This window comes from Pseudomonas sp. SG-MS2 (assembly GCF_009933855.1).
In the GTDB taxonomy this organism is placed as follows: Bacteria; Pseudomonadota; Gammaproteobacteria; order Pseudomonadales; family Pseudomonadaceae; genus Aquipseudomonas; species Aquipseudomonas putida_E.
The window spans coordinates 1-21,465 of sequence record NZ_MOMO01000023.1; the positions used below are offsets into that span (position 1 = coordinate 1).

A 21,465-nucleotide genomic window follows, 5' to 3' on the forward strand; every position below is an offset into this window, starting at 1 on the left:
CGAGTCGTGGCATAGCTTGCACAACGGCTGCCAATTGCCCTGGTCCCAGAACAACTTCCAGGCAGTTTTGATCCGCTGGGGATCACCACTGGCCTTGGCATCCTTCAATCTGGGAGCCACCTTGTGGTCGACAATCGCCGATGCGACTGGCCGCTGATCGGTAGAACACATGCAGCAGAACGGGTGGTCCCGGAGAAACTGATCTCGCGACTTCTGCCAGCGGTACCCGTAACCCCGCTCGGCGCTGCTACCGCGCTGGTCATTGCTCACGCTGGCTACCCTGCATCTCGCAGACACCTAGGCGCTTGGCTGCCCAACGCTCGTACAGGTTGATCGCCACGTCGGCGCCCGCCATCGCGGTCAGGCAACCAACTGCTGCTGCCGCCCATACCGAAACGCCGAGGGCGTACAGCAGCATGTTGGTGGACAGACCGCAGGTCACGCAGGCCCCGGACCGCAGGGCCAACCGGCGAACCAGCCCCCAACCGCGAGCACCCGCCTTGTCCGCCCGCCACATCTCTCCCGACACACCGCCAACCAGGGACAGCACAATCACCATCCAGATCGGCAGTTCGGCTAACGCTTGTTGCTCGCTGTTCATGTAGGCCTCATTGGCAAAGCACGGCGCTGGAAAAAGAAAACCCCGCCGGAGCGGGGTTTTGCAGGTGTCCAAGCTGAGGGCTTGGGACTTCGGCACAGCACTGTGCACTCAGTTGCTCGCTAGGCGGACCTATCGAATCGTGGGGACTTTGTACCGGCAAAAGGACAAACCGAAAACCCCCTGTTAACGGTTGTCCCTGACGGGGGCTTGCCCGGTCGCTACGGCGCCGACTGGCGCCGAGTCACCCGACGAACGGTCGGCAGGCTCTTGGCGGTGCAACTCAATGCCGCGAGCGAAATGCGCCTTCCTGGCCTGCCGACGCGAAGCCTTACGCATCTGGTCGCCCTTCCGCTTGGCTTCGCGCAGCTGGTTTTCTGACTTGAAATGGCGCACCTTCAGCTCTGCCTCCACCGCTTGATGCAGCCGTTGCACCAACCGCGTGTACGCTTTCCTACCGGCTTCGCCGTGGCCCAGTTGCAGATCACGCACCTGCTCCGATTTAGTCAGCGCCGGTTCGAAGGCGTACCGCAACCTGGCCAGCGCGACCAGCATCTCGCGGCCCTCCTGCCGCTCGATGGCAGCCAAGGCCGCCGCGACTTCGCTTGCAAGGTAGTCGGGCCCAGCACCAGCCAGCAGCACCCGAGAACCACTCGATCCGGCGCGCGGGATGCAGCCCAGCCACTCCATCAGCGCTCCGGCCGGGCTGGCCAAGCCGCCGCCCGGCGCATCGCACCGCACCGACCGCCCCCAATGCTTCAGCACTGCCTCGATTGCCTCAATCATGGCGCTTCTCCCCGTCGGCAAAACCAACCCAACACAAAAACGTCATACCCAACACAAACCCAACACACACCGACACCAGAAAAATCAATGCTTCCAGAGCATCTGTGTAAGGTGTGTAAGGTTTGTAAGGGTTTTCATTCCTCGCGTAGAAAGAAAATTTCGTCGTTTCTGGTTGTTGGCTGATGATAAAAATCTGCGCACGCACGCGCGCACGCGCGCAAACCTTACACACCCTACACAGCCCACATGGAGCCATTGAATTACGTGGCTTGTAGCTGTGTAAGGTTGGAGAATCAACCCAACACATAGCCGACACACCCAACACACCTGTAGGCGCACTCATGCCGCAGCCACCTTCACATGGTCCCAATTGTCGACGTTCCAGCCCGCAAGCCGTGCCCGGGCGCGCCACTCCTCGACGTGCCCCCCCAGCTCGGCGCTCTTCGTGGAAGGTGGCAGGAAGGATTGTTCGTCCCTGGGGAAGAACCACGCGCTGAAACGCCTGCTGCTGCGCTCTGTCCAGGGAATCGCACGCGTCTTCTCTACCCCCACGGTCTCAATGAACAGACTGAACTTCGTCTGGCTCATCGAGTTCTCCTTGAATCGGTGACACCACTCCAGAAAAAGTGAATAGAGGTCGGAGGAGAGGCATGCTCCCCACAACCCGGCGCCCAGCTGCCCGTGCCGCCAAAGGTGCACGAACGTCTGCCAGCTCGCCCGGCTCAACGCCACCAGACGCTCACGCGCTGGCGTGCTCGGCGGCTTGGTTTGCGGGTCGAAGTCGCCCAGGTCCTGAGCCAGCAACCAGCCGTACAAGGCCTCGACCCCGCCGTTCTGCAATTCATGCTTGATGGCGGCCTGGCGGTCGGCCGGTAGCTTTTCCTCGGGCCACATCACCAGGAAGCGCCGGTCAGCCTCTCCAATCGGCCATGGCATGATCTCGTTCGACAGGAACACCGCGTTCATGTGGCTGGCCTCTTCCCAACCATTTACGAACTTGCTCTCGATGCGCACCGTCTGCCCAGTGATCAACTGCTTGATCTTGCCCACCTGGTTGTAACGCTGATCGCGGCTCACTACTTCCTCGAACACCGCCCACAGTTTTCCGCTCTGCCAGGCGTTGAAACTCCCCTCCAGTTGGGTTTGCCCCACTGTGGCGGAATACACTCCATAGAGGGCGCCCATCACCACCGAGAACAAAAGGCTCTTGCCCGAGCCCTCCATAGTCGAATGCATCAGTACCGCCGTGTCCATCTTGGCGCCGGAGTGCTGCAGCGGGTAAGCCAACCAGCAGGTCAGCCAATGTGCTGAATCCTTGGCGTTGTTGCACAGGAAGCTGATCAGCCAACGGAGGTTTTCGCAGGCTGCATCGTCGCGTTTCGGCACGAGCGGCAGCCCCTCAAAAGTGTTGATGTACATCTGAGGGTCGTGCTTCATGCAGGGATCGAACACGATGTGGTTCATGTCCACCACACGCCGGTCCGGGCTGTTCAGCCACAGGCTGTATGCATCACCCAGGGCCATCTTCACTGCGCCCTCCGCGATACGCCGTTTCTTCGCGTAGTCCCATACGTCCTTTGTGCCGTCGATGTACACATAGCGAGTCATCATTGGCATAGAGAAATCACCCAGCGCCTTGCCGGCCAATGCCTGTGTCCGCTCGTTGTCCTTGACCCACTCCTCGCTGACTCGCTTCTTCTGAGCCGGGTCTGTGACTGCTTCCCACTCCTTGAAAGCCTCCTTGCCGATATGGGCAACGAAGCCGGCCTTCTTGATCTTCTTGGCCGTGTCGATGTCCCACACATGCGTGGTGCCTTCGATCAGTGCGTAGCGCCGCAGCAAGGCCTTCAAGCTGAACCCTCCCCCGCTCCCCCCGTTGTCGGAGGAGCCGGCCTCGGCTGGGGCTCCCGCCTCGTCTATTGGGGCGGGGGGAAGCTCGCCGACAGGTGGGGGCTCTGGCGGCCTTGAGCTGGAACGCTTGTGCTCCATCCCGAGGGAGCGTGCGGCAGCCTTGATCGCCGCCGAGGTGTCTCCATTGTGCTCGAGGATGCAGAACACATCGAACGCATCGTTCATGCGTCCGTTGGCCAGCGGATCGGACCCATGGTGCGAGTACAGACGTTGTTCACCCTGGTCTTCAACCACGTTCACACCGGGCAAGCCGGTGGAGCTCTGCGGCGCGAGCCACTTCCGACCGCGTCGGATATACCCATGACGCTGTAACAGGCTCTCGATGTCCGCGCCCCGGTTAAAAGTGTCGATCACCGAGGGGTTGTCGCCACTTACCGCACCAGGGGGTGAAGCCTTCGTCGTTTTCGCAGGCAACTTCGGGGCAGCCGGCGCCCACGGGCAGGCCTCCAGCGCCATGCGTTTGAAAATTTCCCAGTTCTGCCAGGTCTTCACCAGGTCGCCAGGCAACTCCAGCAGGCCGTCAGTGGGCGGGTTGCGCCAGCAATACGGCTGGCCAGTGTCTGGATGGATCGAAGGCGGCAGCACGTCCTGCACCGCTCCAGCCCGCAACTCGAACACCGTCACCGGTGCGAACTCCTTCTGCCGAGCCTGCATGGCTTCGATCTGCGCCTTGTCACCCGTATCGCGGGCCTGCTTCAAGGCAGCAGTGGCCAGCTTGTGCTTGCTGCCGTCCGGGTCCAGGGGGTTCGGCCAGCTCAACGAATGCCGATTGAACTCAAGCCCTTCTGGCACTTTGAACATCACCCTGAAGCGCGCGGGGTTGCCTACCAGCGTCGGGTAGGACATCGCCAACTCATCCAAGTCGATACCGAGAATGTCACGCATCACATCGCGGCAGTACTCGACATGGTCTACGTCGAGCGAGCAAACGCCGCTCGGTCCGAGGACCACCCCCATGTTGTGCTTCGGGTTCTTCGACCAGAAAGCCTCTGCCTGCGTGGCATCTGTGATGTATCCGCCTGGCTTGTTCCAGCCGTTGCCCTTTGGGGCCTTTTGACCCGGCCCAATGGGCACCAGGGCCAGGCTGAAGGTTTCGATGTAGCGCCGCGCCCATGCGGCAATCGGTGTGGCGTTCCCTGTCTGTGTCATGCACGTCGCTCCAGCAGCCCTTGGCAATCCACGCAGAAACGGCAACCCGGCACTGCAAGGCGCCGGGCTTGGGGTATCTCCACCTCACAGGAATCGCACTCTTCGGCGCTTTCACCCTTGTACTGGACGCGGCCGTCGATGGCGCGCTGGAGCTGAGCCTCCTGTTGACGTTGAGCGAGCTCGAACTGGGACTCATCCATCCTGGCGGTCCTCCATCGAGGCGCGGGCGCCGGCCATGATGCCGAGCACGGCGCGGATCACTTCGTTACCGTGATGCTCAAGCAGCGCTACTTCATGGGGTTGCCATACGCTGTCAGCAACTCCGCTGTGCAGGCTACCGACAAAGGCCCCCTCTTTTTGCAGCAGCTCACCGACCGCCTTCAGGGCATCGGGTGTGGCGGCAACCGGTACCGGCCTAAACCAAACTGCCCCGGCTGGGCGCAGCAATGCATCCAGCAGACGATGGTCTTGGGTGGCACCGATGATCTCTTCCCACTCATCTGGCGTAGGCCACCGACGCTCCTCCGTGTGCTTGAGCTTCTTCTGCAGTGCGTCGAAATCCATACCCAGGTCATGGGCCAAGGCCGTGAGTCCGCCCTTGTAGTCGCGGCCAGCGCGATAGAGCGCTTGGCGCAGTGAAAGCACCAGACCTGCGTCTGGTAAAAGGTCGAGTCTGCTCATGCTTCCCCCAAGCCGGCCCCAGGCGGGGCCGGCGGTGTGCTGTGCTTGATCCAGGCGGCACGGTCAGAGTCGCTTCGCCTGGGATTTACGCGCGGTGTCAGAGCCCCACGCGGTACTACCGAAAGTCGCCGTTTAACGACATAGCCATAAAGCTGGGAAATCCCCTACTATTACGGCTACGGCGACTCGATGCTCCCCACATGTGCTGTGTCCGCATCGAGCGTCGTGCGCCTGGCGAGGTGTCAGAGCCCTGCCAAGCACGACGCGAGATTTCAAAGTCCCGCGTCAAAGGGTGTTGCGAGCTGTGGGGTTCCCCCATGTGCTGTGCTAGCACAGATCGCATCACCCTGCCGCTCTGGAGGTCAGAGTCTAGAGCGGCACCCCCGCTGGCCCCTTCGGGGGCCAGCACCTAATCAGGCTGCATCAGGCCAGATCAATTCTTCTTTTTTAACGCCGTAGTGCTCGAGTACTTCAAGCAGGTTCACATTGCCCTGGCTTTCGCGTGCCAGCGCGCGCAGCAACCGAAAGCGGGGATCCTTGCGTGCATACAGCACATGCACTTTCATGTAGCCAATGGTCACGCAGCAGCGTCCCGCGTAAACCGCCAATGGGTTGCCAGCTGGATCGCGCGGGTTATCGATCTTGCGGATGTATTCTGCGAGCTTCATTTCGGGTCACCTCGGCAGATATAATTACCGAACAGGTAACGAATGGCAATACCTAACAGGGAATTTACCCAGCGGGTAATAAGTGGCTCAATGTTGAGCATGAGCAAATACCCGACCATCCCCGAAATACGTCATGCGAACCTGCGGCACATAATGCAGGGCCGCTCTATTACGCCAGCTGAGCTCGCACGCATGCTGGGAAAGGCCCCCGGCCAGGTAGGCCAGTTCGCCGGCCCTACACGCCACAAAGGCATAGGAGACGATCCAGCGCGGGAACTTGAGGAGCTGCTCGGCCTCGCACCCTACGATCTGGATAACCCCAGCATCCTGCTGGGCACCAGCGCTGAAGAGAAGCGCGGCGACTATCATGCAGACGCCACCTTTCAGGCGTATACGAAGGGTAAAATACCTGTTGTCGGCGTCATAGCAGCAGGATCTGCAATGGAAGTAATCGATCTGTACCAACCAGGTGTCGCCGAAGAATGGATCGACGCCCCCACAAACCACACCCCAGGCGCATTCATACTTCGCCTTTCTGGCTTCTCGATGCAGCCGCGCTTCTGGAGTGATGACCAAGTGATGATCGAACCAGCCCTCAAAGTGGCTCCAGGAGACTTCGTGTTCGCCAAACGGCCCGCCGTTGGTGATGGCACCTTTAAGCAGCTGGTTGAAGAGGATGGCCGACTCTTCCTTTATGCCCTCAATGCGGAGTACTCACCCCGCTACATCGAAGTAACTCCAGAGTGGCACATCGTCGGAAAGGCGACCTTACGACTGGATAAACTGTAAAAAATACCTGATAGGTATTTACATGATTACCCAACAGATATAGATTGGACGCGTACCCACACTCTGACCTCTGGAGTACGCGACATGCAATCGACACAGCACACCAACCGCTGCCAGGTGATCCCACACCCGGCCTGCACCACAAACCCTGACGCCGTCCGCGCCGTACAGCAGGCCACCGGCCAACTGTTGATAATCAATCGCGGAAAACCACAGCTGCACTTCGCCAGTGGCTCGGTGAACCCCTTCCCGGCCAGCGCCATGGCACGCCGCTTCCTGATCGCCACCGAACTCGGCGCTCCTTTCGGAGGCGATGCAGCATGAGCCATCTTCTGATCGGCCTTCTCGGCCACGCTCGCTCCAAGCACGCCGCCTGAGAGCAGCAGTCATGAACCGCACCCTGAACCAGACTGCCCAGGTGCTGGGCATCCGTGAAACCGTGCTGCGCGCCTGGCTGCGTGAAAAAGGCCACCTGGGCAAGGACGGCACCTTGGCCGCCAAGCACGTCGGCGCCGGAAAGCTGTTTATGGAGCCTCGCGTCACGCAGCCCAAGAAGCTCGGCCACCGCAAGCATTATGTGGTGCTGATGGTCACAGAGGCTGGCATCGACTGGCTGGCGAAACAGATGCGCATCGAGATCAAGGAAGTACCACAGAAGGACACCGCTGCATGAGCATGGCCACGCCCACACCAACTCCAGGCACCACCACCGCAACCCAGCAAACCTTTCACCTGGTGGCGCTCTATACAGCGCTGCTGGCGATCACCCCTCTGGGATGGCTACCGCATGTCACCCTCACCAATGACCCGGCGAATCCCTACGGTGCGGTGATTGGCGACGCAGGCGGAAACGTCGCCGCCTGGGCCAAGGGGGAGACTGTCGACAGTCTTGTCGCAACCCTGCAGCTCCGGCTGCCAGCGGGGTGCGGGGAGGCGCAGGCGTGACGACCCTGGAACTTCTGCAACAACGGTGGAAGGCCAACAGCCTTCCGCTTGACGATGTGCGGGAGCACTACTTCCCGCACATCAGAACAGAGAAGCGCCTGCGCGCGCTGATCAAGGCCAAGGAGGTCACCCTCCCAACCTTCAAGCACACCGATTCCCGCTTGGCGCCGCTGCATGTGCGCCTGATGGATCTGGCCACTTACCTCGACGCTCGCGCCGAGGCAGCGGCTTAACCCGGGCATAACGCCCATCCCCAAGAGGCACAGCACATGAAAGCAACTGATACCGCCGAGTTCCTGCACTCACTCAACGCCGGGGTGTTCGCCCAGCAAGTAGGCGCCGCCTTGTCGGCTGTCGCAGCTGGCTGCGTGACCTTCGGCAAACAAGGCCAGGTAACCCTGACCTTCAAGGTCAAGCAAATCGCGCAGAGCCACCAGGTGGCCGTTACCCACACCCTGGACTATGTCGAGCCGACCAAGCGCGGCAAACGTCGTGAGGACACTACCCTCGACACCCCGCTCTACGTTACGCCGGACGGCCTGCAGTTGTTCCTTACCAACCCGACGGATCAGCTGTTCAAGCCGGAAGACACCCCGGTGCATGCCCGCACCTGATCCACCCTGCAATACCCTTCAACTCTGACACCATAAGGTCCTGAAGAATGAAAGAAGCACTGCAACTGATCACCCAAACCATCCTCGCCAGCGCCAATCAGGTACTGAACACCAACGGCGGCCACACCGTGGCCTTGGTGCCGGACGGATTCCGTACGCATAACCTGGAGCAATACCAAATCGGTCGCGACCGCTTCCGGGCCTCGATGAACACCCACTCGCTGGACGACTTCAGCAACTACGTCGCCCACCACACCCTCGATGGCCAGCAGCCAGCCGGCTTCGTAGATCAAGATCGCATGAGCGCCAATGTGCTGTTCAACCTGGGAGACGCCAACGTGCCGGGACACGGGGACGACACTGCCACCCTCACACTCAAGCCCACCGCAGCTTACTCGGCGCTTCAGGCCATCGTCGGCACCTCGCTCTCTCAACAGCAGCTGGCTGAGTTCCTCGAAGACTGGATGCCACATCTGCTCGCCAGCGCGAACGACGAGAAACTGGAAATGCCAGCCGCAATCAACGCCGTACGCCGCATGAGCATCAAGGCCACCAGCCAGCAAGACAGCGTGGTCGGCGATCTGGCCGCGAGCCGCAGCGCGATGGATGCCATCGAAGCGCGCAGCCTGGACACGCTGCCCACCACATTCATTTTCACCTCGCGGCCATTCGATGCACTGCAGCCAGCTGATATCACCCTGCGCGTCTCTGTGATCACCGGCCGCGACCAACCGCTGCTGAAGCTGCGCTGGGTCGGGGAGGAGGCACAGCGTGAAGCCTTCGCGGATGAGTTCAAGCAAGTGCTGCAGCGCGAAATCGGCGGCTTGGTGAACCTCACCATCGGCACTTTCCAGCAAGGTAAGTAACCACACTCCCACTACATGCCCCCGCCGCCGGACTCTGACAGCAATACCCGGCGGCGGGGTCAGCGAGGACACAGCACATGCAACCACATCAGTACGCCCTTGCGGCGGGCATCGCCCTGCTTGTCACCCTTGTAGCCCTGCCATTCCTATTAGCCATGGCTCGCAGCCGCGCCTACGAGCTGGGCATGGAAGACGGCAAAGCCATTGCAAACTCCATCCTCAAGCTGCAACTCAAGGAGGCCCGCAACGCGCAGCAAACCTTGCAGGTAGAGCTTCAGCGCACCCAGCAGGACTGCACCCAGCAGTTGGACGCTCGCCTTGCCAATATCGAGGCGCTCAAAGGCCACATCGCTGAGCTCGAGGAGCGAATCATGTCCTACACCGGCCTTCCGGTGACCAGGGCTGACTATGACTTGCTGATCAGCGCCGCCGAGTCCTTGGAACTGGCCGAGAAGACTTGGAAAGCCCTTCCTGGCACGGAGCCAGGGCGCAAACGGGCAGCCCAGCAACAGCAGGACATCCAGGCCCTCGCCATGCGCGTCCACTTCCAACTGCGCAGCACCCCTGCCACCGCCGCAAAAATGGAGGTGGCAGCATGATCAAGCCGACGCCACGAAGCTGCCTTGTCCACGGCCCAGCAGGGTGCGGCAAGACCCGGAATGCTCAGGCCATCGCCAAGGCGCTTGGCTTGAGCCAGATCCTCGACGACTGGCAAGCAGGAGCGCCAGTCCCCCTGCTCGACACCTTGGTACTGACCAGCGCCGACAATCCTGCCTGGTACTTCAAAGGCCGGGTAATGACTTTCAAACAGGCCATGCAGATCGCGCATCACCCGGGCTCTGGCCAGGAAGCCCACGACCGCTCCCCTCCTGATGCCGAACACAGCGCAGCAGCTTGGCTCGGCCAGGCCGGGCTGTACCGCACTCGTCTGGAAGCCGTGCAGAACGGCGAGCAGCACCTGGAGCCAGTTACTGCCAACCAACTGTTTGAACTCGCACGCAACCATGTTCGCAAGGCCGGCATCCATGCCTAACCCAGCACGCATCTGGCAGATCATCAGTCTGGTGTTGGCCTGCGCACTGATCGCCGCGCTGCTCCGACTGCATCAGGTCACTTCCGCAATTCGGCCCGCCGCAGACACGTCACCGACTGCTAACAAAATGACCGGCTACGAGCACTTGGCCCTGAGCCCAAACGCTCGCCGCGCCTTCGAGAGGCATTCGCTGTGACCACCACACGGACCTACACCCCGACCACCCGGACGCCCCAGGGCATGCAACCCATGATGCGCCCCGCCATGTCGTTCATCTGCGACGTCTGTGACAAGGCCCGCGTAAAAGGTAATCACGACCGCTGCTCCAAGATCCGACAGGCAGCTGGCTTCAAAATCAGCCGGAGGAGCAAGGCATGACTGAACGTATCCGCCTACCCCTGGCCTCACACAGCCTCGATCTACCCGCTATCTGCGATGTCTGCGGGAAAGGCAGGTCGACCCAGCGACACACTAAATGCAGCCAGATCCGCCAGCAGCGCGAGAGCCAAAAGTGGGCAGCCTACATGGACAACGTGGCCGCGAAACGAGCACTGGGAGGACGGGCGTGAGCCCGCCTGGAGATATTGAATGAAGATCGCAATACCAAACCCAGTACTAGCGGGAGCAAAGCTCTCCGCGACAGTCAGCACTGGCTTTACAGCACACACCGAATCAGGCGCCGAAGCTCGCATGGCGATCATCGATGACCAGGGCAACATCCTTGCGGCCGGTGAAGATGTTGCCTGGGCTGCCTGGCGGGTATGCGTAGAAGTGCAAGAGAACTTCTGGGAAGGACAAGGGCACCTGGTGGTACACACCAGCCCACCAGGTCGCCACCTCGACAGCAAGAAATCTGCCTAACCGTTACAACGGGCGGTCTACAGCGGCCGCCCAATTACCCGTCTTTCTCTCTACCCTCAACCAACGCCGCTGCCCCGCCCTTGAGATCAAAAGTACATCGATGTACTTCGCGCTCCGCCCCTGCGGCACAACCCCACGCATGTAAATGACGATCCGCTCGAATGTATCGAGCATGAGCTGTCGCACCTTGTCTCTAGGCTCAACCTGCTGGGCCTCCACACCCGAAGCAAGGTCCGCCCATAGTTTCGCATCGGCCGGTTTCTGCCTCGCCGATACGCTGGCGAGTTCTCGCTCAACGCGGCGCTCTTCTGTTCGTGCGACATCGAGCTGCTCTTCCAGGTCACGGGCCTTTCTCAAGAACGTGATGGGAAGGACACCGTCCCCCTCACCTAATGCCAAGGCTTCTGTGATCCGAGTGAGCTGCTGCTCGAGATCCGCGACCTTTTTCCGCGACTCGGTCAGGCTCAGGTGAAGATCGCCCCGAGGCCCTGCTGGCTCCTGCAGGCGGACCAGATTCATCTGATCCGAGCAAAATGACATGACGGCGCGCTCCACTGGCGCAACACTGCAACTCCCCCCAACGGTACACCCTCCTTTGTCCATGTAGGATGCGCACATGATGCGTCGACAACCGTCCGACAACGTTCCATCTAATCGCACCTTATGCATCACATTCTGTGCCGTCATCGAGGTACCACAGTACCCGCAGTAGGTAATCCCAATGCCCGTGACCACCCCAGGGATAGCGCCTTTTCCACGCCTTCGGCTTCGGTTTCCCCGCAACAACTGCAACTCATCAAACTGTTGATCACTGATTAAGCGAGGGTAATAGTCTTCGAGTAGATATTCGCTATCATCAACAGATATCTGTTTCGCGCCCTTGAGGCTCACCAGCTTTATTAAACGGTAGATCTGCTGGGCCGAGCTTCCAATATGAGACGTATCAAACCCATTCGCCTGCATCAAACTATAGGTTCGATCAGCACCATATCCCTCACGGTACTTGTCGAGTGCGAACTGCACCACTTGCACACGTTCGGGTATCAGCTCCCATTGGCCATCAACAAGACGCATCCAACTAGGATCAGCGCCGTTGCGTATCAGACCACGGTATGTCCCGCTAACCCAGCCTTCGCACTGACGCTTAATTGATGCCTTGACCCGCTTGCTTTTGGTGTCGCTTTCTTCATGTGCACGAATCATCACCAGAAGGCTGTAGACCAGATCCATTGGCTGCGCTTTGAGCTTTTCCCGGTTGTACTCACGACCATCACTGGCTGTAACAACCGTGATCCCTGCATTGATGATCTGAGCCAGCTGGGCTTGCGCCTGGATGGGTTCGGCTCTACTTAGACGATCCAGACCTTCAACAACCAGGACCGACCCGGGAGGAATCCGGCCATCATCCACAGCCCGAAGAAAGACACCCAAAGCCCCCTGCTTTACGTGCCGCTGATGAAAGGCCGAAAGCCCTTCATCACGTAGAGTGAGGGAGTCGTCTAGGGAAAGCCCACGCTCCGCAGCCCAGGACTTTGCATATTGCGCCTGCCTGTCAGCGCTATGGCCAGCCGCCTGACGCGGATCTGAGAAGCGCAGATAGCTGTAGACCATCCCGACTGATGCTGACATTTTCACCCCGGCAAACGCTATGACAAGGAGTAGTATATATCAGCAATCAGACGGCAGTCTCAACGCGACCCACTCTAATCTCCGTCAATTTTACCTACTGCATTGCAACCCCCATCGCCTTGAGGAATGATGGGCAATCGGCCATGAGATGATGAAAACGAACTGATGAATACCTCGACACTTCTGCTGTTTATACCGGCTTGTTTCGCCCTCAACATGGCACCCGGCCCAAACAATCTGCTTTCTATCAGCAATGCTACACGATATGGCTTCGCAGCATCTTGCTTCGCCGGTGTCGGCAGACTAATTGCATTTGCCGCAATGATCGCACTTTCAGCAGTAGGCCTTGCAGCCATACTTGAAACCTCGGCCCTACTTTTTCATGCAATAAAAATCGTAGGCGGAGCATACTTACTATTCATTGCGCTCAAACTGTGGACAGCAAGCACCGCTGAAGAAGAACCCAAAGCAACAGCACCAAAGAACCAAATAGAGCTTATCAAGCAGGAATTTTTTATTGCGGCTGGAAATCCGAAAGCGATTTTAATATTTACTGCTTTTCTGCCCCAATTTATAGATCCAAGTCAGAATGTCGCATCCCAATTTATGGTACTGGGCGCATTATTCCTTCTGCTGGAGGTAATTGCTCTTGCTGGTTATGCACTCATCGGACTGCATCTCCGCCGCTGGTTCAATCAACCCAAGGGCAAGCGGCTGTTCAACCGGGTCTGCGCCGTCTTGCTCTCAGGCGCCGCCACGCTTCTACTGACTGCCCGGCGCACCTGACCCTGGGCTTCAGAAGAATTTATATTGACCATCGTTAGGATTGCCTGCGGCCACCCAGAACTCCTGCCGCGCCAGGCGCCAAACGCCATGCGGTTGCTCGCTCGCCACCAGGGCCTCGCCCACCGGAGCGCGCCACAGCTGCCAGGCGATGTAGAACAGGTAGGCCGCACCCACCACCTTGATCACCAGGAACAGGTACTCACTGGTGTGCAGCACCACCGCCAGGCCCATCGCCGCCAGGGCAATCATGCCGCTGAAGGCGAGAATGCGCCCGCCACCTGCCACGCATGCGGTACGCAGGCCATAGCGGCTGGCATTGTGCAACGACAACAGGTTGTTCGGCCCCGGTGCCATGTTCAGGGCGAAGCAGGCGGGGATGAATAACAGCAGGCTCGACAGGTCCATTTCGTTCTCCTGGAAATCTGCCGCCAATGTCGATGCTTGAGCGGTACCGGTCAAGGTACAGCCACAGGGAAAAACTGTACGGCAGCGCGTTCGGCGCTGTTAAGCTGCCAGCCTCAACGAGGGCTCCAGCATGCACCCTACCCGCTCCTCACTCTGGCGCGATCCGGCCCTGCCCTGGGTGGAAAGCCGCCGGGCCTGCCACAGCCGCGCCTGTTACAAGGCTCATAGCCACCCGACATTCTCCATCGGCGCGGTGGATGCGGGGTGCAGCGTCTTCACTGGCGCAGGTGATGGGCAGCAGCGGCTGACCCCAGGCACGCTGGTGTTGGTGCCGGCGCAGCGGGTGCATGCCTGCAACCCCGAGCCCGGCCAGGCATGGAGCTACCAGATGCTGCATGTCGAGGCCCAGTGGCTTGCGCAGCTGCGCCTGGAGTCGGGGCTCGACGCGGCCGGGCCGGGGGCGCCGGCGCGCATCAGCCGGCTGCCTGCGTTGTACCGCGAGTTCTGCGGGTTGAATGAATTGCTGTTCTCGGGTGCGAGCAGCGGCGAAAAGGAAGCCGCACTGATCGCCTTCATGGGTGATCATGATTTTGCCCAGCATCCTCACCTGGCGGCTGCGCCAGCGCCAGCATTGGGCATGCCGGCCCTGCGTGGCCTGATCGAGTGCATCGAAGCTCAAGACCCGGCCCGCTTGAGTCTTGAAGTGCTTGCCCGGCAAGCAGGGCTTGGCCGTTATCAGTTGATCCGTGCGTTCCGCGCGGCCACCGGGCTGACGCCGCATGCCTACCTGATCAATGCCCGCATCAACCGGGGCCGGCGGCTGCTGCGCGACGGGCTGGCGCTGGCCGAGGTGGCCTATCGACTGGGGTTTGCCGATCAGAGCCATTTTCAGCGGGTATTCAAGGCGCATGTGGGCGTGACGCCGGGGCAATATCGGCTGCGTCTGGATCAGAGGCCCTAAGCAACCCGCAATAATCTTCAATACCTGGTCCTGCCCCGCCTCCACACTGCGGCTTTATCACTCGAGATAGCCCGCACCATGGAGCAGTTTCTGATCGTCGCCCTCGCCCACTTCCTGGCCCTGCTTTCCCCAGGCCCGGACTTCTTCCTGGTCGCTCGTACCTCGATCAGCGCCGGTTGGCGCGTCGCCAGTGGCACCTGCCTGGGCATCGCTCTGGCCAATGGCCTGTTCATCAGCCTGGCCTTCGCGGGCCTGGCGGTACTGCAAGAAGGCAGCCCGGTGTTCATCGCCTTGCAGTTGGCCGGCGCGGTTTACCTGCTTTATATAGGCGCGCTGTTCCTGCGCCATGCCGGGCAGTCCGGCCTGGCTGCGGTGGATACCCTAGGGGCAGTGAGCGGCTGGTGGCGAGGGCTGGGCATGGGCCTGGTATCAGGCGGTCTCAACCCCAAGAACGCACTGTTCTACGCCAGCCTCGCCAGCATGGTCGCCAACAGCGGTGCTGCCTGGAAGTGGGCCTATGGCGCCTGGATGTTCACCATCGTTCTGCTGTGGGATTTGCTGGTGGCAGCGGCCATCGGCAACAAGCGCCTGCTACGGCGCTTTTCTCATGCCCTGCCCTGGCTGGAGCGGGCCTCAGGGATGATGCTGATTGCACTGGCAGGTGCATTGCTTTTCAGCCTGGTGCAGGGTTGAGCAGCACCAGGCTGGCCAAGTCCATCAGGCTGAAATGGCCACTTGCCCAACCACCGGTGTCCAGGTGCCAGACGTTACCCAACCGTTTGGCCTGGAGCACCGGCGTATGGCCCACCAGCAGGGCACGCACGCCTTCGACGGCGCCGGTATCCCCTTCTTTGAGCCGCCGGCGCGACCATTGGCAGACTTCACGCACCCCCGGGTCATCATCCTCCAGCAGACTGGCGCGCAGCTCGGCCCAGTCTGCAAACGGGGTGTCGGCATGCAGCACGCCAATCAACCCGGCCTCTGTCTGTACTTCCATGGCTATCGGCAGCTGCAGGAAGTGTTCGACGAAAACCGCCTGCTCATCCTTTGGCAGATCGAGAAACCAGCCGCCGCCCGCTGCCCGATACATGTCCAGATCCAGCCGCCCACCGTACAGGCAGGTGATGGCCAGCGACTCATGGTTGCCCTGCACGGCATGGAACCAAGGCTTGGTCAGCCACGTCAGGGCCTCGATACTGTGCGGGCCGCGGTCGACCAGGTCACCAACACTGAATAGCCGATCCACCGCTGGGTCGAACCCCACCGCCTCCAGGCACTGCTCCAGGCGCCGAAAATGCCCGTGAATATCGCCAACAGCCAGGTCACGCCCGTGGCTGTTGGCGGCTACCCGCCGAAACCGGCTCATTGCATTGTTCCTCTGTTGCCGCACGTTGGGGAGCGGATGATGGCTACCGCTCTCGTGCATGACGTGCTCATGGCCCTATCAACCAACAGCATGGCACAAGGCACAGCACCTGCGCAGTTCGAACTGGTTTCGCCAATGTTTCGCCACGCCCGCGGCCTCCTGAAATACCCTTCACTGGAACAGGTGATCCTGCCGATAGTATGCTCGGCCTTTCGATCTGTACCAGGGAAGGGAATTACCCATGAAACTCTGTGCCGTACAGCTGGCATCAGTCAAAGGCGAACTACAAGTCAATCTCGACCGCCACCTGCACTGCATAGAGCTGGCCGCAGACCTGGGCGCCGAACTGGTGGTGTTCCCCGAGCTGTCGCTGACCGGTTACGAGCCTACCCTGGCAAGGCAGGCGGCCTTGCCGCTCACCTCTGCCCGGCTCGATCCGCTGCAGCGAATCTGCGACCGCCTGGAAATCTGCGTAGCCGTGGGCCTGCCACTGCCCACCGCAGATGGCATTCAGATCGCAATGCCGATCCTGCGCCCCGGCCAGCCGCGGCTGGCCTACGCCAAACAACGGCTGCACGAGGACGAGCTGGCGTTTTTTTCGGCCGGTGACCAGCCCTTGGTTTTCACCGCAGGGCAACTGCAGATAGCACCCGCCATCTGTTACGAGTCGATGTTCTTCGCGCATGCAGCACAAGCCCGCGACAGGGGCGCAGAGCTGTACCTGGTGAGCGTGGCGAAGACGGCGAAGGGCATCCGTGAAGGCAATGAGCACTACCCGCAAGTCGCTCGCACTTTGGGTATCCCGGTATTGATGGCCAACTGTGTGGGCCCGGCCGACAACTTCGTGGGTGCCGGCGGCTCGGCGGCCTGGGACAGCCAGGGCAACCTGCTGGCGGCGCTGGACGGCCGCCAGGAAGGCATCATCTTGCTGGATACCGCGAACTCCAGCGCCATCGGCGTACCGCTGAGCATGCCTTCTGCATGAAGTATCTGCTTTTGATAGTGGCCAGCTTTGCCAGCACCTATCATCTGGTGGGGCTATTGATCAACAGCCAGCTGAATGAGCTGGCCGAGGGGTTGCGCCATCGCCCGGATGCGCCACCGCCCGGGCAGTACCTGCGCGAAGTAAGGCCACAGGCCCGCCGGGCGCATCGGCAGTACACGCTGATGGCGGGCTCGACGCTGGCGGTGGTGGCGTGCCTGGTCGTGTATTGGATCAGTTGAGTTTTCAGATTCAGTCGCGACCTTTGCGGACAATGCATGGCTAAAGGTCCAAAGTCAGGCTTTGTTGCCCCTCAAGCGCCAAGAGGTACTGCTTGGCCGGCATCCCCCCGGCAAAGCCGGTCAGGCTCCCGGATGCGCCAATCACGCGGTGGCACGGGGCAATGATCGAGATCGGATTACGGCCGTTGGCCGCACCGACCGCGCGTACGGCGCTCGGGTTACCGATCTGCCGGGCGATATCGCTGTAGCTTCGGGTCTGGCCGAACGGAATGGTGAGCAACGCCGCCCACACCTGGCGCTGAAACGCGGTGCCGGCAAAATCCAGTGCCAACTCGAACCGTTGGCGCTTGCCGGCAAAGTACTCTTCCAACTGGCGAGCGGCTTCGCGCAGTATTGGCTGCTCATCATCCCGATGCACCTCACCCAGGCGAACGCGGTTTTCCCGCTCCTCTTCCCACAGCACGGCGGCCAGGCGCTCGCCGCGGGCCACCAGGGTCAAGGTGCCGACCGGGGACTGCATCAGGGTGAAGGCGCTGGACATGCTTGTTTCTCACTGCAGGGCTAGGTCCGGGCACTGTAGCGCCGGCCCACACCTCGCGCATCCGCTTTCTTGCTCAGGCAATCAATCAGCTCGCGATGCGGCGGGCTTGGGCCAGGTCGATTTTGGGGATCAACGCCGCAGGTATGCGAGAAACCTCGGACAGGTTGTAGACCCGGAATCGCTCGCTGACAACCTGCTCGGCCATCAGCGTCAGCGACGGCAGTATGCGGCTCTCCCAGTGCTGGTCGAGCCCACAGGGGGAATGCTGCCCCTCACCGTTCTCGTAAAAGCGCCCTAATGACTGGTCCAGGTCAACACCCACCAGCAACACCTGCTCGAACCCCAGGTGATACGCCAGTTGCAGGGCGACATAAACCACTGTCCGGGCATCGAAGTAGCCACTTGAGAGGTCTTTGCTGAAGGCGATCGACCGCGCCCGCTTGCTCCACAACGCCCTGCTGCAGACATGGGTTGCGCCGTGCCCCCGCAACCCGTCGAGCATGCCGGGGTTGTCGGCTTTATGCAGCGGATAACACTCGGTGTCGGGCGGGATGTCAGCGCCGACGAAATGCTCTGGCCACAGTGCCAAGCGCTGGCTATCGCGCAACGCCAAGGCAAACAGCTCTGGCTGCTGTGTGCGAAAGCTTTTGTCGGTGCAGATGTAAAAGAACGGCTTCACGGCACACGCAGCGGTGAGGGAAACCGAACCATTCATGGCAATCACAGGGAGGTGTGAAAATTCAAGCAAGGGGAACTGTTTGGCAGAAGCGCCCGACGCAAGAATCACCACCGGCCCTTTCTGGGTGTTTCGGCACGCCTCGAAACCTGAGAACGCGCCGCGCTCGGCATCGAGCTGTGACGGAGATATATTCATCGCGCCATCATCGGTTTGGAGTACCTAAAACACAATACCCCTCGGACACCGAACGATCCCTTTTACAAAGCCCTTACACAATCTGACCAACGTCTTGCCGTTCGTTTCACGCGACGACTCTCTTTTATGCATGAGTCGCCTTGCCGGTTACCCCTGGCGGTACTAATACTTAACTCTCTGCCTGGGGAGGCACGAACAATGCAACCAAGATTCGTTATCGTTCCCGCAGTGCCTATCGAAAGGGAATCCTTCCGCGTCGCTGGTCGCTATTACGCAGCTACCGTCTGCGGCGGCTACGACATCTACGACAATCAAGCAAAGGAGCGTCTCAAGCCCAGTTACTCCTGCAAAGAAGATGCGCAGGTGCAATGCCGTCAGATGAACCTGAAAGCGTAGAAGCCATGGGACTGCCAGGGGGCAGGCATCACCTCAATCCAGGCATTCCCGGGCCGCCAGCCGCAGCTTGTTGCCCGAGAGGAAACTGCCTTTGTAGAAAGTCGCCCGGCTGCCCTCACCGGACTCCAACACTTCCAGGACTTCATCAGAGGTCACTGCGCTGGGTGCGGTCAGGCGGTAGCCATGTGAAATGGATTTTTGCGTCGTGAGTGGCGCCAACGCTTGCCACTTGGGCAATACACAGGCGGCATAGACTTCTGGCGATTTGCGGGTCAGCTTGCTGGCTGTTGGCTTTCCTGGGTTTGCACAACCGGCCAGGGTGACGACCAGTGCGTAGCAAAAAGAGATGCGAAAGTTAGGCATTTGCATTTGACTCAAGTGGACAGGATGCATTTTAACCATGGTTTTGCATGACAAAAAGCCCGCGCATCTGGGGCGCGGGCTTTTGTACTCAGGTTTTGCCGCGGGCTGGCTAGGCCTTCGAACACATGAGGGCTGCATCGAGCAGCCGCCCGTGGTCATACCAGGCATCGCGCTGATAGGCCATGAACTGCTGACGCGTGCCGTAGCTGCGCAACTCTACAAGGCCATTGGCTGTGTTGGGGTCAGTACTGTCGACGAACAGACGCACCGAATCACCACTACCCACCTCATAGGTGGTTGCACTCCCATGCATCTCTTCCTTGACGCACCCTAGATAATCCGGCGGGCTCTTCTCGGTGATACCGGAGGTATGATCATGCCCATCCCGAACATCGGGGTTCTGTGCACACCCCGTCATAAAAGTTGCAGCCAACGCTGACATCAGTATTGCGCTTGCGAGCGATCTAGAGTTCTTCACGCGACACACTCCGGCGCCCCCTTCAACAACCCTTTGAAAATAGCTAACGAGCAACGCCCTTTTTCGTTTTTTTGGCCAATCCCATATTAACCCTCAGTCATAAACGAGCAATATTCTTCTTCGCTATAGGGGATGTGGCAGCGCCCTACCCTATTTGCAAGCTGACGGGAACACGCCATGCCGCTTTGCCATTAGCACCGCTCAATCTTGCTCGGCCACCTCACAAACGCCATTTGCACGCCCCTTGCCGGTGTACGAGACCCCCACAGACTCATCCGGGTTGACCATGATAGAGACGGTAACCCCATCGCCCTTGGCTTCGTAGTACGCGTCACTGAATTTCTTCAGTTTTGCCTCCTTGGCATTTATGTAGACAGGGCCGCCTTCATCCGCGTGCACTTCGATTCCGCCCGGGCATGTGGCATTCACCAGTGGGATGCCTGCGTTGGCCATCCCTGCAACAGAAATCAGAACAACGCCCAGCACTCGCCGCTTCATTCAAACCTCCTGATCCGGTTAACCCTTATATACAGTGATAGACGAAGGCCCTGGAACCGGACCATTGTCGGCCAGAAACGTTTTCGCATCGAGCGGTGAGCATCATGCTCTGCCCGCCTGGCTCTGCACATACTGCTCAGCCATCACTTTGCCTTCGAGTATGGCCTCCGTCGAGGACGAAAATGCCCGACTCACTCGCAGCGTTCTCGAGACGCTGCCGGGCCGGCCGACCTCCACCAGCATTCCGGTCGGTGAGTCAGTGCACGACTCCCACAGAACGTAAATGGATGCCTGGTAACCAAGGTACGAATGCACATAAAGATCATGACTGGTGGACTGAAGGTTCATCTGATTCTCCAACGGGGCGCCCTGATTGCACCTTTGCTGCAAATACGACTGGTGCGTTCACGCGTGCGTTCCGTTGTCCTCGTCAAGTTACCTGCCCCAGTGAAGCCGGACCAGCGCGTCAGAGTACATCTGTACTCCTGCGCAATCCTTGCTATTTCAAGCAGGTTGCGGGCCTACCCATAGCAGCCAGACCCTCGGTGGCAATTCGGCGTGCACGCCCCACGCCCCACGCCAGCGCTCTGGTCATCGACTCGCCGGGCCTCGAGTCGAAAGCCTCCTCGTGAAGCGCGGTACCAGCGGCCGCATAGACGCCGATGAACATCTGCGTAGCGCCTGTGCGCGACAGCCTCACCTGAACATCGATAACCGTGCCGTTATAAAGAGCCTCATCGTGCTCCCGGTGATGCAGGGTCGGGTCCGCCCACAGCCAATAAGTTTCTCCGCGAATTCGCATGCCGCCTCCTCCGACTGATGTCTATTTGGAATGGCCAAATACCACCATAGCGAAGCGGTACGACCGCACAACCGGTACACGCGCAACTGTGGGCTGAATCGGACCACCGGTTAAATAACCGTTACAAAATCAAGGATTTGTACAACTTCAGGCTGGGCGCGGCAGCTTGATGATCGCCGAGGGCTTTGCAGGGAAAAATTCTGGTGGTTCGCTGCGACGGACAGGAACGACCACAGCTAAG

General features: G+C 60.1%; 32 protein-coding genes and 1 pseudogene. 16 read left to right on the forward strand and 17 right to left on the reverse strand.

Features of this window, described 5'->3' with window-relative positions:
* From BLX42_RS26685 to BLX42_RS01860, 8 genes are all read right to left on the reverse strand, one after another.
* A partial coding sequence (locus tag BLX42_RS26685; RefSeq protein ID WP_256671904.1) for an HNH endonuclease occupies positions 1–270 on the reverse strand: 270 nt, incomplete at its 3' end.
* Positions 260–601, reverse strand: a complete 342-nt coding sequence (locus BLX42_RS01830) for a phage holin family protein (protein WP_161871013.1) — start codon at positions 599–601, stop codon at positions 260–262. The genes BLX42_RS26685 and BLX42_RS01830, both read right to left, overlap by 11 nt.
* Before the next feature lie 183 nt (positions 602–784).
* Positions 785–1,384 carry a hypothetical protein gene (locus BLX42_RS01835; protein WP_161871014.1) on the reverse strand — a complete coding sequence of 200 codons (600 nt, stop codon included), beginning with the start codon at positions 1,382–1,384 and terminating at the stop codon, positions 785–787.
* On the reverse strand, positions 1,377–1,727 hold the full coding sequence (locus BLX42_RS01840) for a hypothetical protein (protein ID WP_161871015.1): 351 nt from the start codon (positions 1,725–1,727) through the stop codon (positions 1,377–1,379). The genes BLX42_RS01835 and BLX42_RS01840 overlap by 8 nt, the downstream gene beginning before the upstream one ends.
* Positions 1,724–4,444, reverse strand: a complete 2,721-nt coding sequence (locus BLX42_RS01845; protein ID WP_161871035.1) for a bifunctional DNA primase/polymerase — start codon at positions 4,442–4,444, stop codon at positions 1,724–1,726. Before BLX42_RS01845 ends, BLX42_RS01840 begins: the two co-directional genes overlap by 4 nt.
* A complete protein-coding gene (locus BLX42_RS01850; protein ID WP_161871016.1) occupies positions 4,441–4,644 on the reverse strand; it encodes a TraR/DksA C4-type zinc finger protein in 204 nt (67 codons plus the stop codon). Before BLX42_RS01850 ends, BLX42_RS01845 begins: the two co-directional genes overlap by 4 nt.
* Positions 4,637–5,125, reverse strand: coding sequence for a phage regulatory CII family protein (locus BLX42_RS01855; protein ID WP_161871017.1), 489 nt, complete (start codon positions 5,123–5,125; stop codon positions 4,637–4,639). Before BLX42_RS01855 ends, BLX42_RS01850 begins: the two co-directional genes overlap by 8 nt.
* A 413-nt stretch (positions 5,126–5,538) precedes the next feature.
* A complete protein-coding gene (locus BLX42_RS01860; RefSeq protein WP_024717533.1) occupies positions 5,539–5,793 on the reverse strand; it encodes a hypothetical protein in 255 nt (84 codons plus the stop codon).
* Between the two features lie 90 nt (positions 5,794–5,883).
* On the opposite strand from BLX42_RS01860, the gene BLX42_RS01865 reads away from it, so the two are divergent.
* The 10 genes from BLX42_RS01865 (at position 5,884) to BLX42_RS01905 (ending at position 10,901) form a co-directional block, all read left to right on the forward strand.
* A complete protein-coding gene (locus BLX42_RS01865) occupies positions 5,884–6,582 on the forward strand; it encodes a S24 family peptidase (RefSeq protein ID WP_161871018.1) in 699 nt (232 codons plus the stop codon).
* Between the two features lie 84 nt (positions 6,583–6,666).
* Positions 6,667–6,906: a hypothetical protein gene (locus BLX42_RS26505; RefSeq protein ID WP_168216540.1), complete on the forward strand. Its 240-nt coding sequence runs from the start codon at positions 6,667–6,669 to the stop codon at positions 6,904–6,906.
* A gap of 64 nt (positions 6,907–6,970) precedes the next feature.
* Positions 6,971–7,255, forward strand: coding sequence for a phage antirepressor KilAC domain-containing protein (locus tag BLX42_RS01870; protein ID WP_161871019.1), 285 nt, complete (start codon positions 6,971–6,973; stop codon positions 7,253–7,255).
* A complete protein-coding gene (locus tag BLX42_RS01875) occupies positions 7,252–7,527 on the forward strand; it encodes a hypothetical protein (RefSeq protein ID WP_161871020.1) in 276 nt (91 codons plus the stop codon). Before BLX42_RS01870 ends, BLX42_RS01875 begins: the two co-directional genes overlap by 4 nt.
* Positions 7,524–7,760: a pyocin activator PrtN family protein gene (locus BLX42_RS01880; protein ID WP_161871021.1), complete on the forward strand. Its 237-nt coding sequence runs from the start codon at positions 7,524–7,526 to the stop codon at positions 7,758–7,760. The genes BLX42_RS01875 and BLX42_RS01880 overlap by 4 nt, the downstream gene beginning before the upstream one ends.
* A 36-nt stretch (positions 7,761–7,796) precedes the next feature.
* Entirely contained in the window at positions 7,797–8,141 is a 345-nt protein-coding gene (locus BLX42_RS01885) for a hypothetical protein (protein ID WP_024717539.1), read from the forward strand.
* Between the two features lie 47 nt (positions 8,142–8,188).
* Positions 8,189–9,007, forward strand: a complete 819-nt coding sequence (locus tag BLX42_RS01890) for a DUF2303 family protein (RefSeq protein ID WP_161871022.1) — start codon at positions 8,189–8,191, stop codon at positions 9,005–9,007.
* A 77-nt stretch (positions 9,008–9,084) separates the two neighbouring features.
* A complete protein-coding gene (locus BLX42_RS01895; protein WP_161871023.1) occupies positions 9,085–9,606 on the forward strand; it encodes a hypothetical protein in 522 nt (173 codons plus the stop codon).
* Positions 9,603–10,040, forward strand: a complete 438-nt coding sequence (locus BLX42_RS26750; RefSeq protein ID WP_256671905.1) for a hypothetical protein — start codon at positions 9,603–9,605, stop codon at positions 10,038–10,040. The genes BLX42_RS01895 and BLX42_RS26750 overlap by 4 nt, the downstream gene beginning before the upstream one ends.
* Before the next feature lie 588 nt (positions 10,041–10,628).
* Positions 10,629–10,901: a hypothetical protein gene (locus BLX42_RS01905; protein ID WP_161871024.1), complete on the forward strand. Its 273-nt coding sequence runs from the start codon at positions 10,629–10,631 to the stop codon at positions 10,899–10,901.
* A gap of 3 nt (positions 10,902–10,904) precedes the next feature.
* Here BLX42_RS01905 and BLX42_RS01910 read toward each other — a convergent pair whose 3' ends face one another.
* Complete coding sequence (locus BLX42_RS01910; protein ID WP_161871025.1) at positions 10,905–12,530, reverse strand: recombinase family protein; 1,626 nt, start codon at positions 12,528–12,530, stop codon at positions 10,905–10,907.
* A gap of 165 nt (positions 12,531–12,695) precedes the next feature.
* On the opposite strand from BLX42_RS01910, the gene BLX42_RS01915 reads away from it, so the two are divergent.
* Entirely contained in the window at positions 12,696–13,316 is a 621-nt protein-coding gene (locus tag BLX42_RS01915; RefSeq protein WP_161871026.1) for a LysE family translocator, read from the forward strand.
* Positions 13,317–13,352: 36 nt separating this feature from the next.
* Here the strand turns inward: BLX42_RS01915 and BLX42_RS01920 are convergent.
* Positions 13,353–13,721 (reverse strand): annotated as a pseudogene (locus BLX42_RS01920) (LysE family translocator); the annotation flags it as partial.
* A 130-nt stretch (positions 13,722–13,851) separates the two neighbouring features.
* On the opposite strand from BLX42_RS01920, the gene BLX42_RS01925 reads away from it, so the two are divergent.
* Positions 13,852–14,682 (forward strand): AraC family transcriptional regulator, encoded by an 831-nt coding sequence (locus tag BLX42_RS01925; protein ID WP_161871028.1) that lies wholly within the window; start codon positions 13,852–13,854, stop codon positions 14,680–14,682.
* Positions 14,683–14,760: 78 nt separating this feature from the next.
* A complete protein-coding gene (locus tag BLX42_RS01930) occupies positions 14,761–15,375 on the forward strand; it encodes a LysE family translocator (protein WP_046786142.1) in 615 nt (204 codons plus the stop codon).
* Here the strand turns inward: BLX42_RS01930 and BLX42_RS01935 are convergent.
* A complete protein-coding gene (locus BLX42_RS01935; protein WP_125924100.1) occupies positions 15,356–16,048 on the reverse strand; it encodes a metallophosphoesterase in 693 nt (230 codons plus the stop codon). The genes BLX42_RS01930 and BLX42_RS01935 overlap by 20 nt on opposite strands.
* Positions 16,049–16,289: 241 nt before the next feature.
* Between BLX42_RS01935 and BLX42_RS01940 the strand changes: the two genes are divergently transcribed.
* A complete protein-coding gene (locus tag BLX42_RS01940; RefSeq protein WP_161871029.1) occupies positions 16,290–17,033 on the forward strand; it encodes a carbon-nitrogen hydrolase family protein in 744 nt (247 codons plus the stop codon).
* Positions 17,030–17,272, forward strand: a complete 243-nt coding sequence (locus tag BLX42_RS01945; protein WP_161871030.1) for a hypothetical protein — start codon at positions 17,030–17,032, stop codon at positions 17,270–17,272. The genes BLX42_RS01940 and BLX42_RS01945 overlap by 4 nt, the downstream gene beginning before the upstream one ends.
* A 40-nt stretch (positions 17,273–17,312) precedes the next feature.
* On the opposite strand, the gene BLX42_RS01950 is transcribed toward BLX42_RS01945, so the two are convergent.
* Entirely contained in the window at positions 17,313–17,813 is a 501-nt protein-coding gene (locus tag BLX42_RS01950) for a methylated-DNA--[protein]-cysteine S-methyltransferase (protein WP_046786138.1), read from the reverse strand.
* A gap of 85 nt (positions 17,814–17,898) precedes the next feature.
* Positions 17,899–18,687, reverse strand: coding sequence for a lipopolysaccharide biosynthesis protein (locus BLX42_RS01955; protein WP_161871031.1), 789 nt, complete (start codon positions 18,685–18,687; stop codon positions 17,899–17,901).
* A gap of 198 nt (positions 18,688–18,885) precedes the next feature.
* On the opposite strand from BLX42_RS01955, the gene BLX42_RS01960 reads away from it, so the two are divergent.
* A complete protein-coding gene (locus BLX42_RS01960; protein WP_046786136.1) occupies positions 18,886–19,083 on the forward strand; it encodes a hypothetical protein in 198 nt (65 codons plus the stop codon).
* A 33-nt stretch (positions 19,084–19,116) separates the two neighbouring features.
* On the opposite strand, the gene BLX42_RS01965 is transcribed toward BLX42_RS01960, so the two are convergent.
* The 4 genes from BLX42_RS01965 to BLX42_RS26760 all read right to left on the reverse strand — a co-directional run bounded on the left by BLX42_RS01965 (position 19,117) and on the right by BLX42_RS26760 (position 21,224).
* A complete protein-coding gene (locus tag BLX42_RS01965; RefSeq protein ID WP_371316878.1) occupies positions 19,117–19,446 on the reverse strand; it encodes a hypothetical protein in 330 nt (109 codons plus the stop codon).
* 109 nt (positions 19,447–19,555) lie between these two features.
* On the reverse strand, positions 19,556–19,888 hold the full coding sequence (locus tag BLX42_RS01970; RefSeq protein ID WP_080952109.1) for a hypothetical protein: 333 nt from the start codon (positions 19,886–19,888) through the stop codon (positions 19,556–19,558).
* A 237-nt stretch (positions 19,889–20,125) separates the two neighbouring features.
* Positions 20,126–20,422 (reverse strand): hypothetical protein, encoded by a 297-nt coding sequence (locus BLX42_RS01975; protein ID WP_115274735.1) that lies wholly within the window; start codon positions 20,420–20,422, stop codon positions 20,126–20,128.
* Positions 20,423–20,921: 499 nt separating this feature from the next.
* Positions 20,922–21,224, reverse strand: coding sequence for a hypothetical protein (locus BLX42_RS26760; protein ID WP_256345856.1), 303 nt, complete (start codon positions 21,222–21,224; stop codon positions 20,922–20,924).
* Between the last annotated feature and the right edge of the window lie 241 nt (positions 21,225–21,465).